Below are 12,233 nucleotides of genomic sequence, written 5' to 3'. Positions count from 1 at the left end.
CACGCCTCAGAGGTCGGCGTGCAGCGCCCAGACGCGCTCCGCGGAGTCGCGCCAGCTGAAGGCGCGGGAGCGGTCGCGGCCGGCCACCGACATCCGCTCGCGCAGACCGGTGTCGGCGAGCACGCTGCTCATCGCGAGGGCGAGGCGGTCCGGATAGTCCTTCGCGTCGCCGCGCTCGACGGCGACGCCGGCGTCCGCGGCGACCTCCATCAGCGCGGGGTCGTCGGAGTGCACCACCGGCACTCCGAAGTGCATCGCCTCGAGCACGGGCAGGCCGAAGCCCTCGGCGATGCTCGGGTAGACGAAGAGCGTGGCACGGGAGAGGACGACGGCGAGGTCGGCGTCGCTGAGGACTCCCAGGGCGCGCACACGCGTCTCGTCGAGGCCCTGCTCGTCGGCGACGGAGGCCACGTCCAGGTCGCCCCAGCCGGTCGGGCCGACCAGGAGCAGCGGGATCGCCGGGGCGGACGCTCCTCCGAAGGCCGTTATCAGCGAGACCAGGCCCTTGCGCGGCTCCAGCGTGCCGACGCTCAGCACGTACTCCGGGGGGAGGCCCAGCGCCGTGGCGCGCTCGTCGGCGTCCTCCGGGACGACCAGGCCGGAGCCGACGGCTCCGCCGATCACGCGCAGTCGATCGCCGAAGTCCATCAGCTGGGAGAGCTGGTGGGCGACGGCGTGGGTGGGGACGACGACGGCGTCCGCGTGCTTGCGGGCGCGCTTGGCCATCGCCCGGTGCCACTTCGCGCCGTGGGGGGTGAGAGTCTCGGGATGCGTCCACGGCACCGTGTCGTGGATCGTGACGGCGATCTGCTCGCCCTCGCTCCCGTCGTGGCTGCGCAGCGGTGCGAAGAGGCTCGGGGCGTGGATCATGCCGCCGCCGGCCGGGATGGCGATCCCGTACTGCCAGGCGCGCGAGAGCTCGCGACGCCCGAGCGGCAGCCGGTGGATGCGCGCGAGGCCGGGCAGGCGCAGGCGCAGCTCCTCCTCCTTCTCGGGCGGGTGGGCGGAGACGACGGCCTCCACCTCGCAGTCGCGGGGAGCCGTCGCGATCAGCTCGCGGGTGAGCTCCTCGGTGTAGCGGCCGATGCCGCCGGGCACGCGGGCGAGCATCTGGTCGACGACGACGCGGAGAGTGGTGGTCACGGGGTCACCGCCTCGAGGGGTGCGGCGGCGAGCGCGTCCTGCCAGGAGCGCAGCGGCGGCAGGCCCGCCCGGCTCCAGCCGTCGTGGCCGAGGACCGAGTAGGCCGGACGCGGAGCGGGGCGGACGAACGAGCCGCTGTCGGTCGGGCGCAGGCGCTCGGGATCCAGGCCCGCCTTGGCGAAGACGGCACGGGCGAAGCCGAGCCAGGTCGTCTCGCCGGAGCTGGTGCCGTGGTAGATGCCGGCCGGGGCCTCCGCGTCGACCAGCTCAATGAGGCGCGCGGCGAGGTCGGCGGTCCAGGTGGGCTGGCCGTGCTGGTCGTCGACCACGGTCAGCGTCTCGTGCGCGCCCGCCAGTCGCACCATCGTCTTCGCGAAGTTGCCGCCGTGCTCGCCGTAGAGCCAGGCCGTGCGGACGACGTAGCCGCGCTCCGGGTTGGCCTCGAGCACCAGGCGCTCGCCCTCGGCCTTCGTGCGGCCGTAGGCCGAGATCGGGTTCCGGGGGTGGTTCTCGGAGTAGGGGGTCGTCGCGGAGCCGTCGAAGACGTAGTCGGTGGAGACCTGCACGAGTGCGGCTCCCGTCTCGGCGGTGGCGAGGGCGAGGTTGCGAGCTCCGACGGCGTTGACGCGGTGCGCCTCCTCCTCGTCGGTCTCGGCGTCGTCGACGCGGGTGTACGCGGCGCAGTTCACCACGGCGTCGTGTCCCGCGACGGCGGCGCGCACGGCGTCGAGGTCGGTCACGTCGAGGTCGGAGCGGCCGAGGGCGGTGTTGGGGCGGGAGCCGAGGGCCGCGCGCAGGTCGGTGCCGAGCATGCCGGAGGCGCCCGTGATGAGGAAGGTCACCTCCTCATCATGCCCGAGCGGTCCGTCGGCCGACGGTCGGCGCTCCGGCACGCCGCCGGGTGGCGCAGAGAGGCGTCGCGGGCCCGTGACACGCCGTCGTTACACTGGCGACCGTGCAGATCCGAGAGCTCGACATCCCCGACGTCTACGAAGTGACTCCGCGCCAGTTCCCCGACGATCGCGGGGTCTTCTACGAGTTCTACCGCTTCGACCGCCTGGCCGAGAAGGTCGGGCACCCGCTCTCGCTGCGGCAGGGCAACACCTCCGTCTCGCGGCGCGGCACCGTCCGCGGCATCCACTTCGCGCAGATCCCGCCGTCGCAGGCCAAGTACGTCTCGTGCTTCTCCGGCGCGGTCCTCGACTACGTGATCGACGTGCGCGTCGGGTCGCCGACCTTCGGGCGCTGGGAGTCGATCCTGCTCGACGACGTCGACCGCCGCTCCGTCTACATCGCCGAGGGGGTCGCGCACGCCTTCGTGGCGCTGACCGAGGGCGCCGTGGTCTCGTACCTCGTGAACGCCACCTTCGACCCGGTGCGGGAGAAGGGGATCGACCCGCTCGACGAGCAGATCGGCCTGCGCTTCCCGGAGGAGGCCGGCGAGCTGCTCCTCTCGCCGAAGGACACCGACGCACCGACGCTGGCCGAGGCCGAGGCGCAGGGCCTGCTGCCGACCTGGGACGAGGCGCGGGCCTTCTACACGGAGCTCGACTCCGCGTCCTGACCGCCGATCCGGTGGGCGGGCCGCCCGGCGCCGGCCAGGCGGCCCGCCCGATCGGAGCGGATCAGCTCTTCGAGCGCAGGCGCATCAGCGCGACCCGGGCGCCCAGCCCGGCGCGGACCGCCGCGCGGATCGGCGCCTGATACCAGGCCCCGTACTTCTGCGCGAGGTAGAGGTAGGCGCTGCGGTGGTGGACCGCGAGCATCCGCGCCGAGGCCAGGCGGGTGGAGTGCCCGCCGAGGTGGGAGACGACCGCGTCGGCGAGGTAGACGTTGGTCCAGCCGCGCTGTCCGAGCGAGTCGCCCAGCTGGACGTCCTCGAAGTACATGAAGTAGCGGTCGTCGAACCCGCCGATCTCCTCGAAGGCCGTGCGGCGCACCATCACGCAGGCGCCGGAGAGCCAGCCCGCCTCCATCCGGCCGTGGCGGAGGGTCTCGACCGCGCGCGAGCGCCGGTAGGTCGCCGACCACGGGTTGCCGGGCCAGACGTGGGCGAAGACGGCGTGCCCGACGCCCGTGCCGAGCGAGGGCAGAGCGCGGGCGGAGGGGTAGATCGTGCCGTCGGAGTCGAGGATCCGCGGCCCGATCGAGCCGATCCGGTCGTCCGCCGTCGCGGCGGCGTAGAGGGCGTCGATCGAGCCGGGGAGGAAGACCGTGTCCGGGTTGGTCACCAGGATCCACTCGACCTCGGGCCCGAGGCGGTCGACCGCGTAGTTGACGGCCCGGCCGTAGCCGAGGTTCTGCCCGGTCTCGTGGAACTCGACCTGCGGCAGGCGCTCGACGACGCTACGGACGGAGTCGTCCGTGGTCAGGTTGTCGACCACCAGGATGCGCACGTCGTGCTCCGTCGCCTCCGGCACGGACTCGAGGCACGCGCGGAGGACCTCACCCGAGAAGTGGGTGACGACGACGACCGCGATGGGCAACGTCGAGCGGGCGATGGGAGCCTCCGGGTGGTGCGGCGTCGACGGGAGGAGTGCCCCGTCGGAAGAACTCGACGAGGCTAGCACGCGGCTCGAGCGGGGCCCGGGAGCCTGCGGCCCTCAGCGGACGATGTCGACGGGCTCGGTGCTGACGGCCACGGCGGCGGGGGAGACCGTCTCGATCGCGGGCAGCGCATCGTGCGCCGGACGGCGGAAGACGACGAACTTGTACATGCAGAAGTTCCACACCAGTCCCACGAGGACGGCGACGGCCTTGGCGATGTTGATCGCGAGGAAGGCGTTCTCGCCGGAGCTGGGGAGGAAGAGCAGCGAGTTGCCGAAGCGGGTGTCGAAGAAGACCTCGAAGCCGTAGATGATCGCCGACTGCAGGACCAGCGAGCTGAACCCGGTGACGAGGAAGAACTTCGCGAACGTGGCGACCGAGACCCTGCCCGGGTGGCGGAAGACGAAGAAGTGGTTCAGCGCGTACGAGATCGTGATGCCGACCAGGACGGAGAAGACGTTGGCGACGAGGGTCGGCAGACCGAGCAGGAGCACGAGCGTGTTGAGGATGAGGAAGTCGATCGCCGTGTTGGTGCAGCCCGCGATGAGGAAGCGGACCTTCTGCGATTCGAGGAGTCTCTTCATCTGCGGCGCTCTTTCCCGTCCCCCTCTGGCGTCGATGCCCGACCGTCGGGCTCCGACGGGCGTCCATCGGGGCAGGCGAACAAGGGGTGAACCGCCGTGCACTGTCGTCCATCGTAACCGCGGACCCCTGCCGGGCGGTCGAACAGCCGGTGCCATGTTCCTGAGAGAGTGCGCGGACGGGGCGGCGGGCCGCGGGCGCGCTCGGAGGCTCGCGAGCACCGCCTCGTTATACTCGCAGGGCTCTCACCGGTCAGCCGGTGCACCGGAAGAACGGATCCTCCCCGCCTCATGCGCTCCCTCGCCGTCGTCGTCCCCACCTACAACGAAGTCGCGAACATCGCGACGGCGCTGCCGCGGGTCGCGCTCGCGGCGTCCCGCAACCCCGACTTCCACGTGACCGTCGCCGTCATCGACGACAGCTCCCCCGACGGCACCGCGGACCGCGCGCGCGAGCTCGCGGCCGAGCTCGGGTCCGACACCTTCGAGGTCCTCGTGCTCTCGCGCGAGAAGAAGGAGGGGCTCGGCGCGGCGTACATCTGGGCCTTCCAGCACCTCCTCGCGGCCGAGCGCCGCTACGACTACCTGCTGCAGATGGACGCCGACCTCTCGCACGACCCGGACTACATCGACGCCTTCCTCCGCGAGGTGCGCGCGGGCGCCGACTTCGTGGTCGCCTCCCGCTACATCGCCGGCGGGGGCACTCCCGACTGGACGCTCGACCGCAAGCTGCTGAGCGGTGGCGGCAACCTCTACACGCGCCTCTTCCTCGGCTCGAAGATCACCGACTGGACCGGCGGCTTCAACCTCTTCAGCGCGGACCTCCTGCGCACCCTCCACCTCGAGACGATCCGCGCAGCCGGCTACGGCTTCCAGATCGTGCTCAAGTACCGGGCGCTGCGCCGGGCCCGCGGAGTGAAGGAGATCCCGATCGTCTTCCTCGACCGCACGGTCGGCAACTCCAAGATCCCCAGCGACACCCTCCTGAAGAACCTCCTGCTCGTCCTGGCCATCCGGTTCGGCGGGAAGCACCGGTGACGGCGGGTCCGACGGGATCCCCTCGGACCCGGAGGGCCCTCCTCGAGCTCGCCGCCCTCGCCGTCGTCGTCAGCGGGACCCTGCTCGTGCTCGGATTCATGGTCGGCACGCCGTGGCGGCCGCTGCTCTTCCGCGACGGCGACTCGCTGGCGCTGCCGCTGATCCTGCAGTCCTTCGCCGAGGGCCGCCCCGCGGCGTGGGTGATGACGAGCCAGCTCTTCCTCTTCCCCGAGCTCCCCGTCTTCGGCGTCGCGTGGCTGCTGACCGGTGGCGATCCCGCGGCGGCGCTCGCGGTCAACGCCGTGCTCAACGTCGTCCTCCTCTACGGCGTGCTCCGGATGCTCGCGCGACCGCTCGTCGCGGACCGGCACCGCCGGCTGCGGCCCGCGGCCGCGCTCGCCGGCATCGCCGTGCTGCTGGTGCTCTGCTTGACGGAGGGCCGCGCGCTCAACAACGAGGGGGCCCTGGCGACCACCTTCCTCCTCACGACCTACTACTACGGCGCGGTGCTCACAGGCCTTGCCGGGCTCGCCGTCGCTCTGGGCGCACTGCGCGAGCGCCGTCCGGCCGCGCGTCCGCTGCTCCTGGTCGGGGCGGCCGTCGCCGCGACGACCCTCTCCGATCCGCTCCTCCTGGTGCAGTTCGTCGGCCCCCTGCTGGTGGTCCTCGTCGTGCTGCTGGTGCTCGCTCTCGCTGCTCCCCGAGCGGTCCTGATCGTCGCGGGCACGGTCCTCGGGGCCGCCGCGCTCGGAGCCGCGCTGCGGGTCCCGCTCGGCTTCCTGATCGGGACCGACGCCGGCGGGTACCTCCGGCTGCCGCTCGCCGGGACGGCACTGGACGACCTGATCGTGCAGTTCCTGGTGCTGAAGGCGCCGCTGATCGGCAAGCTCGAGGTGGCGCTGCTGGGTCTGCTGCTGCTGGCGGCCCTCGCCGTCGTCGTGGCCGGTGCCGCCCGACTGGCGCGGGGAGCCGCCCTCGACGAGGCGGCCCGTGCGCGCTTCGCGGTGTGCGCGTTCCTGCCGGCGCAGACGGCGGTGCTCCTGGTGGTGCAGGTCTTCACCGGCAGCTCGGTCAGCCGCTACCTGATGCCGATCCCGGTGACCGCGACCGTGGTCGTGATCGCCCTGATCGGCGCCGCGGCGGCGCACCGGCGTGCTGCGGGCGCGCGGCTGGCGCCGGTCGTCCGCGTCGTCGCTCCGCTGGCCGCCGCAGGCCTCGTCGTCGCCGCCGTGCCGGCCACAACGGCGGTCGCCTCCGCGGCGGCCGAGGCGCGATCGGACCCGGACGCCGACTGCCTGGAGCGCTGGATCGACGGCCGCGAGCTCGCGGGCGTCGGCTCGTTCTGGTCCACGCGGCCGCTGGACCTCTACGGGCCGGCCTCGCTGCATGTCCAGCAGGTCAACTTCGACTTCACGGTGCAGCTGTGGATGAACAACCTGAGCGACTACCGCGACCGGCAGTACAGCTTCGTCCTGGCCGACCGGTCGCCCGACTGGGCGGGGCTCGCGCGCGGGACGCTCGGCGCTCCCTCCGATATCGTCGCCTGCGGGGGGTTCGACATCTACGACTACGCGGGCACCGACGGCGAGACCGAGCTGAACCGGATCGTCCAGACCAGCGTGGAGGAGCAGCGCCGTGAGCGCGGCTACTGACGTGCGCGGCCCGCGGACGGCGAGTCGGCGGCGCCGGACGCTCGTCGAGCTCGGATGGGCCCTCGTCGCCGCCCTCGTCTCGGTCGTCGCCGCCGTGCTCGCGCTCGGGATCGGGCCGCAGGACCTGACAGCCCGCTGGACCGTGGGCGGCGACGACCAGATCCTGCACTACACGCTCTTCACCAGCGCCACGCAGGCGTTCCCGTTCGACGGCAACGCGGCGCTCGGCTTCCCCGACGGGTTCAACGCCTTCTTCAGCGCGCAGTTCGACGTCGCCTCCGCCCTCGCCGTGTCGGTCCTAGCCCTCGTGGTGCGCGACGGGACGACGCTCCTGAACGTCTTCTACCTGGGCACGTTCGCGACGGTCGCCGTCACCGGCTACGTGTTCTTCCGCGCTCTCCGCACGCGGCCCTGGGTCGCGGCGTTCTCCGCGGTCCTGCTGTCGCTGCTGCCGTACCACTTCCTCCGGATCGGATTCGGCCACGCGTTCCTCGCCAACTACTGGGCGATCCCGCTCCTGGGCGTGATGGTGCTGATGGTCGCCGGACCGCGCACCGATCCTCTCCGAGCCTGGTCCGAGCGGGGCGCGACGCGGAGGAGCCGCGTACTGCGCTCCGTCGTCCCGGGAGTCGTGCTCGGGCTCCTGGTGGCGAGCACGGGCGGCTACTACTACGTCTTCGCGGTCCTGGTCCTCGGAGCGACCTGGGCGGTGAGCACGGCCGCCGGGCTCCTCTCCCGCGAGCGGCTGCGCGTGCTCGCGGTCTCGTCGGTGCCGATCCTCGCGCTCGGCGTGTTCGTCGGGCTCTCGCTGCTGCTGCTCTCGCTCGACTTCGGGGAGCGCTACAGCCCGTACTTCACGTCGCGGACCGTGGGGGAGTCGGAGGCCTACGCCGGCAAGCTGGTGCTGCTGGGCCTGCCCTGGTCGGGGACCGGGCTGCCGCAGGGGTACGGCCTGCTGAACTCCTACGCGGGCCAGTCCGGCGTGGCGCCGACGACGGAGCCGCCCGGGTTCTCGATCCTCGCCAGCGTCGCGCTCCTGATCACGCTCGTTGCGCTCCCGATCACCGCGCTCGGCGGCGGACGGGCGCTCCGTGCGACCGCGGTCGGCCGGTTCTTCTCGGACGCCCGCGTGCGCGTCCTCGCCGTGGCGACGCTGGCCGCGCTCCTCTTCTACACGGTGACGGGCCTGGGCGTCGTGGTCTCGCTGGTGGCGGGGCCGACGATCCGCGCGTGGGCGCGGATGTCGATCGTCATCGCGGTCCTCGTCCTCGGCGTGCTCGCGCTTCTGCTCGATCGGGTCACGGCCCGTGGCGGTGTCCGGATCCTCGTGGCGGCGCTCCTCGCCGCCGTCGCCGTGGTCGATCAGCTGGCCGGAGTATCGGCCGCGGTGCCGATCGCTCCCACCGACGACTCCGAGATGCGCTCGTTCGTGTCGGAGGCCGACGCGCAGCTGGACGACGGCTGCGGTGTGGTGGAGCTCCCCCTGAAGAGCTTCCCCGACAGCGGGCGGATCGGAGCGCTCTCCGACTACGACGAGGCGCTGCCCTACCTCGCGACCGAGGAGGGACGCCTCCGCTGGAGCTACGGGGCGGTGGAGGGCACCTACGGCTGGGACGTCTGGGGCGACGTCGACGACTCCGCGGAGTTCGCCGACGCCGTGGCGGGCAGCGGCGCCTGCGCCGTCTACGTGGACACCGCCGGCTACACCGACGACCCCGACGGCTGGCGGGCCTACGTCGAGGCGGCGACGGGGGACGTCGAGCCCGAGGTCGCCTCCGCCTCCGGGCGCTGGCTGCTGTTCACGACCCGGCGCTGATCAGCGGTCGTCGAAGGCCAGCTCGAGCAGGCGCCGGGCGGTGCGGTCCCACCCCGGGATGGGCCCCGGTGCGAGTCGCCGGGGACGGCGCAGCGCCTCTCCGATCGCGGCCGACCACCCGGCGCGGTCCGCAGGGTCGATGAAGACGGCGGCGGACTCCCGCCCGGCGAGCGCGTCGCGGAGGCCGGGGATGTCTGCCGCGAGCACCGGAGTGCCGCAGGCGACGGCCTCGAGGGCGGGCAGGCCGAAGCCCTCGTGCCAGGAGGGCATGGCGACGGCGTCGGCGCCCGTGAGCAGGGCCGGCAGATCCTCGTCGGCGACGTAGGAGGAGGCGAAGCGCACGTCGGCTCCTGCGGCGACCGCGCGGGCGACGGCGGAGTGGACGTCCTCGTTGTCCCAGCCGTCCCCGCCGACCAGGAGCAGGGTGTGGTTCTCCGGCCGCTCGGCCTGCCGGTACGCGTCCACCAGGGTGACGAGGTTCTTGCGGCGCTCGATCGATCCGACGAAGAGCAGGTAGGACCCGAGCCCGTGCTCCGCGCGGACCCGCGCCACCTCCTCCTCGCCGCGGGCGTGGAAGAGGTCGGCGTCGATCGTGGTCGGCAGCACGCGGACGCGCGCCGGATCGACGCCCAGAGCGCTCTCGACCTCGGCTGCGGAGGACGGGGTGCCGGTCAGGACCAGATCGCTGCGCCGGATCCAGCGGGGCACCGACCGCGACAGCAGCCCTCGGCGCTCGCGCGGAACGAGCTCGGGCATCACAGCGAAGCAGACGTCGTGCACGAAGGTGAGCGAGCGGGAGCGGGCGAGCGGCCAGCTCCGAAAGTTCGGGAAGAAGTAGGCGCCGCGGCCGAGCAGGAGGTCGATCCCCGGCGCGGGCACTCGGGTCAGTGCGCTCCACACCGGCCGGGGCAGCGGCACCGGTCGGACCCGCAGCGTACGGAAGCCGAAGCGCCCGAGCGAGCCCGCCTCGCTCGCCGGGACGACGAGGAGCACCTCGACGTCTGCGGCGGTCGCGTCGGTGTCCAGCGCGTGCAGCAGGCCGAGCAGGACGCGGCCGACCCCGGTCAGGCGCGGCGCCGCGAGGGCGGTCGCGTCGACCAGGAGGCGGCGGCGCCGCGCGGTCACGGCCTGCTGAGGCGGACGGTGGAGTCGATGTCGACGACGCCGTCGTGCACGGAGGCCCGCTCGACCGTGAAGGTCGCGGCGACCGGGATCCGCATGGTCTCGCCCTGCGAGAAGGTGGCCGAGGAGGCGTGCACGGCGTAGTTGCCGGCGCCGAGGTGCAGGTCGGGGAGGGTGAAGGTGACCGTCATCTCACCGTCGACCGCGCTCAGCGGCGTGCCGATGCGCTCGGTGTTCGTCCCGAAGACGCGCTGGCCGAGGGGCGTGTCGATGCCCATGCCGATGTTCCAGTCGTCGACCGGGCGGCTGGTGCGCACCGTGACGTCGAACTCGAGGGTCTCGCCGCTGCGGACGACCGTGCCGCCGTGCTCGATCGATCCGCCGCGCAGTCGGCAGCCCAGGATCTCGATGAGCTGGGGGGCGGGCTCGTCCGCGGCCTCGGCGGCCTCGGCCTCGCGCTCCTGGCGGGCGGCCCGACGGTCCTCGAAGCTCTCGCGGAGGACCTGGAGCCCCTCCGAGGTCTCGCCGTCGAAGACGACGGTGCCCTTCTCGAGGACGATGGTGCGGTCGCAGAGCTCGCCGACCTGCTCGAGCGAGTGGGTGACCAGCACGATGGTCTTCCCCGCGCGCTGGAAGGCGCGGATGCGGTCCATGCACTTGCGCTGGAACGGCTCGTCGCCGACGGCGAGCACCTCGTCGACCAGCAGCAGGTCGGGATCGGTGTGGATCGCGATAGCGAAGGCGAGCCGCACGTACATGCCCGACGAGTAGAACTTGACCTGGGTGTCGATGAACTCGGCGATCTCGGAGAAGTCGACGATCGAGTCGAACTTGCTGTCCAGCTCGCTGCGCGAGAGTCCGAGGATCGCGCCGTTGAGGTAGACGTTCTCGCGCCCGGTGAGGTCGGGGTGGAAGCCCGCTCCGAGCTCGAGGAGCGCGGCGAGGCGTCCGCGGCGCTCCACGGTGCCGGTCGTCGGCTGCACGATGCCGCCGATGAGCTTGAGGAGCGTGCTCTTGCCCGATCCGTTCGCGCCGATGAGGCCGACGGTCGAGCCCAGGGGGATCTCGAGGTCGACGTCGCGGAGTGCCCAGAACTCGTCGCGGTGCTTGCGCCCGCGGCCGAAGTTGACGATCCGCTCCTTGAACGACTTGTCCTTGCGGATGACGAAGCGCTTGGAGGCGTTGCGCACCCGGACGACGGTCGGGGTGCCGGAGGAGGCGGGCACGGACTCCTGCTTGCTGGTGAGGGTCACGATCAGATCTCCTGGGCGAAGTTGCCCTCGAGGCGGCGGAAGATCCGGTGGCCGATCCACACGAACACCAGCCCGACGACGAGGACGATGAGAAGGCGCAGCTCCATGTCCGGCGGCCACACCTGGGGGGCGATCTCGTTGCCGTCGATGATGCTGACGCGCGAGCCGTCTCCCCAGATCGCGCGCTGGAAGGCGAGGATCGCGTTAGAGATCGGGTTGATGAGGTAGAGCTGCTCGGCCCAGCCGTGGCCCGCTCCGGTGGAGGCGGCGACGACGAAGTTCCACGCGTAGACGATGGGGGAGAGCCAGAAGAAGATCTGCAGCCCGACCTCGACGAGGAACTGGACGTCGCGGAGGTAGACGTTGAGGGCCGAGAGGGCCAGGGCCAGCGCGAGGCCGTACACGAGCACGATCGCCAGCGCGGGCACGATGTAGAGGAGCTGGACGCCGAAGATCAGCGAGCCCGTGAGGACGGCTCCCGCGATCAGGACGACGAACTGCACACCGAAGTTGAAGAGGGCCGAGCCGATGGCCGCCACCGGGAAGATCTCCCGCGGCAGGTACACCTTCTTGATCAGTCCGCCGTTGCCGAGGATCGACGTGGTGCCCGCGGTCACGATCTCGCTGAACAGGCCCCAGAGGGTGAGCCCCGAGAAGACGAAGATCGCGAAGTTCGGGACGCCGCGAGAGGCCCCGAGGATCTGGCCGATCGCCACGTAGTAGATGAGGAGCATGATCAGCGGCCGGACGAGGCTCCAGACGAAGCCCAGGCTGCTGTCCTTGTAGCGCGACTTCAGCTCGCGCCCCACGAGCAGGCGGAGCAGCTCGCGGTGCCGCAGGATCTCGGCGAGGGAGGCGACGAAGCCGCCCGAGCCGCCGCCGACGGCCGACGTGGTGCCGGCGATCTGGAACGGCTCGTCGGCGATCGCGCGCGCGCGATCCACAGCTTTGCTGGGCATGGAACTCCAAGCTCTCGGCCTCCGCCGGGCGACGGACCGCATCATTATACGTGCGGCCCACCCTGGAGCCCCCTGGCTGGCGTGCCGGTGCGCGGCGCATGGCGGGTAGTCTTGCTCCCGCT

The 12,233-nt window shown here is 72.1% G+C and carries 11 protein-coding genes; 4 read left to right on the top strand and 7 right to left on the bottom strand.

Translation table 11 applies throughout. The annotated features are described in order from the left end of the window. Positions 1 to 6 precede the first annotated feature (6 nt). Complete coding sequence (locus tag C5C63_RS01540) at positions 7 to 1,143, bottom strand: glycosyltransferase family 1 protein (protein ID WP_258062819.1); 1,137 nt, start codon at positions 1,141 to 1,143, stop codon at positions 7 to 9. Beyond that, positions 1,140 to 1,985, bottom strand: coding sequence for a dTDP-4-dehydrorhamnose reductase (rfbD, locus tag C5C63_RS01535; RefSeq protein ID WP_104294935.1), 846 nt, complete (start codon positions 1,983 to 1,985; stop codon positions 1,140 to 1,142). The genes C5C63_RS01540 and rfbD overlap by 4 nt, the downstream gene beginning before the upstream one ends. A gap of 113 nt (positions 1,986 to 2,098) precedes the next feature. On the opposite strand from rfbD, the gene C5C63_RS01530 reads away from it, so the two are divergent. Continuing rightward, positions 2,099 to 2,707: a dTDP-4-dehydrorhamnose 3,5-epimerase family protein gene (locus C5C63_RS01530; protein ID WP_104232821.1), complete on the top strand. Its 609-nt coding sequence runs from the start codon at positions 2,099 to 2,101 to the stop codon at positions 2,705 to 2,707. A gap of 61 nt (positions 2,708 to 2,768) precedes the next feature. Here the strand turns inward: C5C63_RS01530 and C5C63_RS01525 are convergent, their stop codons facing one another. Continuing rightward, positions 2,769 to 3,629, bottom strand: a complete 861-nt coding sequence (locus C5C63_RS01525; RefSeq protein ID WP_258065203.1) for a glycosyltransferase family 2 protein — start codon at positions 3,627 to 3,629, stop codon at positions 2,769 to 2,771. A 117-nt stretch (positions 3,630 to 3,746) separates the two neighbouring features. Next, complete coding sequence (locus tag C5C63_RS01520) at positions 3,747 to 4,274, bottom strand: GtrA family protein (RefSeq protein WP_104223158.1); 528 nt, start codon at positions 4,272 to 4,274, stop codon at positions 3,747 to 3,749. A 288-nt stretch (positions 4,275 to 4,562) separates the two neighbouring features. On the opposite strand from C5C63_RS01520, the gene C5C63_RS01515 reads away from it, so the two are divergent. From C5C63_RS01515 to C5C63_RS01505, 3 genes are read left to right on the top strand one after another with little or no spacing between them, the layout of a single operon-like run. Then, complete coding sequence (locus tag C5C63_RS01515) at positions 4,563 to 5,309, top strand: polyprenol monophosphomannose synthase (protein WP_104223157.1); 747 nt, start codon at positions 4,563 to 4,565, stop codon at positions 5,307 to 5,309. Then, positions 5,306 to 6,961 (top strand): hypothetical protein, encoded by a 1,656-nt coding sequence (locus tag C5C63_RS01510; RefSeq protein WP_104325379.1) that lies wholly within the window; start codon positions 5,306 to 5,308, stop codon positions 6,959 to 6,961. The genes C5C63_RS01515 and C5C63_RS01510 overlap by 4 nt, the downstream gene beginning before the upstream one ends. After that, complete coding sequence (locus tag C5C63_RS01505) at positions 6,945 to 8,777, top strand: hypothetical protein (RefSeq protein WP_146086338.1); 1,833 nt, start codon at positions 6,945 to 6,947, stop codon at positions 8,775 to 8,777. Before C5C63_RS01510 ends, C5C63_RS01505 begins: the two co-directional genes overlap by 17 nt. Here C5C63_RS01505 and C5C63_RS01500 read toward each other — a convergent pair whose 3' ends face one another. From C5C63_RS01500 to C5C63_RS01490, 3 genes are read right to left on the bottom strand one after another with little or no spacing between them, the layout of a single operon-like run. Then, positions 8,778 to 9,902, bottom strand: a complete 1,125-nt coding sequence (locus tag C5C63_RS01500) for a glycosyltransferase family 1 protein (protein ID WP_104325377.1) — start codon at positions 9,900 to 9,902, stop codon at positions 8,778 to 8,780. Continuing rightward, positions 9,899 to 11,152: an ABC transporter ATP-binding protein gene (locus C5C63_RS01495; RefSeq protein WP_244229465.1), complete on the bottom strand. Its 1,254-nt coding sequence runs from the start codon at positions 11,150 to 11,152 to the stop codon at positions 9,899 to 9,901. The genes C5C63_RS01500 and C5C63_RS01495 overlap by 4 nt, the downstream gene beginning before the upstream one ends. A gap of 2 nt (positions 11,153 to 11,154) precedes the next feature. Continuing rightward, positions 11,155 to 12,111 (bottom strand): ABC transporter permease, encoded by a 957-nt coding sequence (locus C5C63_RS01490; RefSeq protein WP_104223153.1) that lies wholly within the window; start codon positions 12,109 to 12,111, stop codon positions 11,155 to 11,157. Positions 12,112 to 12,233: the final 122 nt, after the last annotated feature.

The sequence above is a fragment of the Rathayibacter sp. AY1B8 genome, from assembly GCF_002932775.1.
GTDB lineage: Bacteria > Actinomycetota > Actinomycetes > Actinomycetales > Microbacteriaceae > Rathayibacter.
Note: the sequence above shows the minus strand (reverse complement) of the source record. Positions and strands in the feature narration are given on the sequence as shown.

Coding starts and splice junctions, on each gene's coding strand:
- C5C63_RS01520 (WP_104223158.1), bottom strand. CDS start 4,274: ATGAAGAGACTCCTCGAATCGCAGAAGGTCCGCTTCCTCATCGCGGGC.
- C5C63_RS01515 (WP_104223157.1), top strand. CDS start 4,563: ATGCGCTCCCTCGCCGTCGTCGTCCCCACCTACAACGAAGTCGCGAAC.
- C5C63_RS01490 (WP_104223153.1), bottom strand. CDS start 12,111: ATGCCCAGCAAAGCTGTGGATCGCGCGCGCGCGATCGCCGACGAGCCG.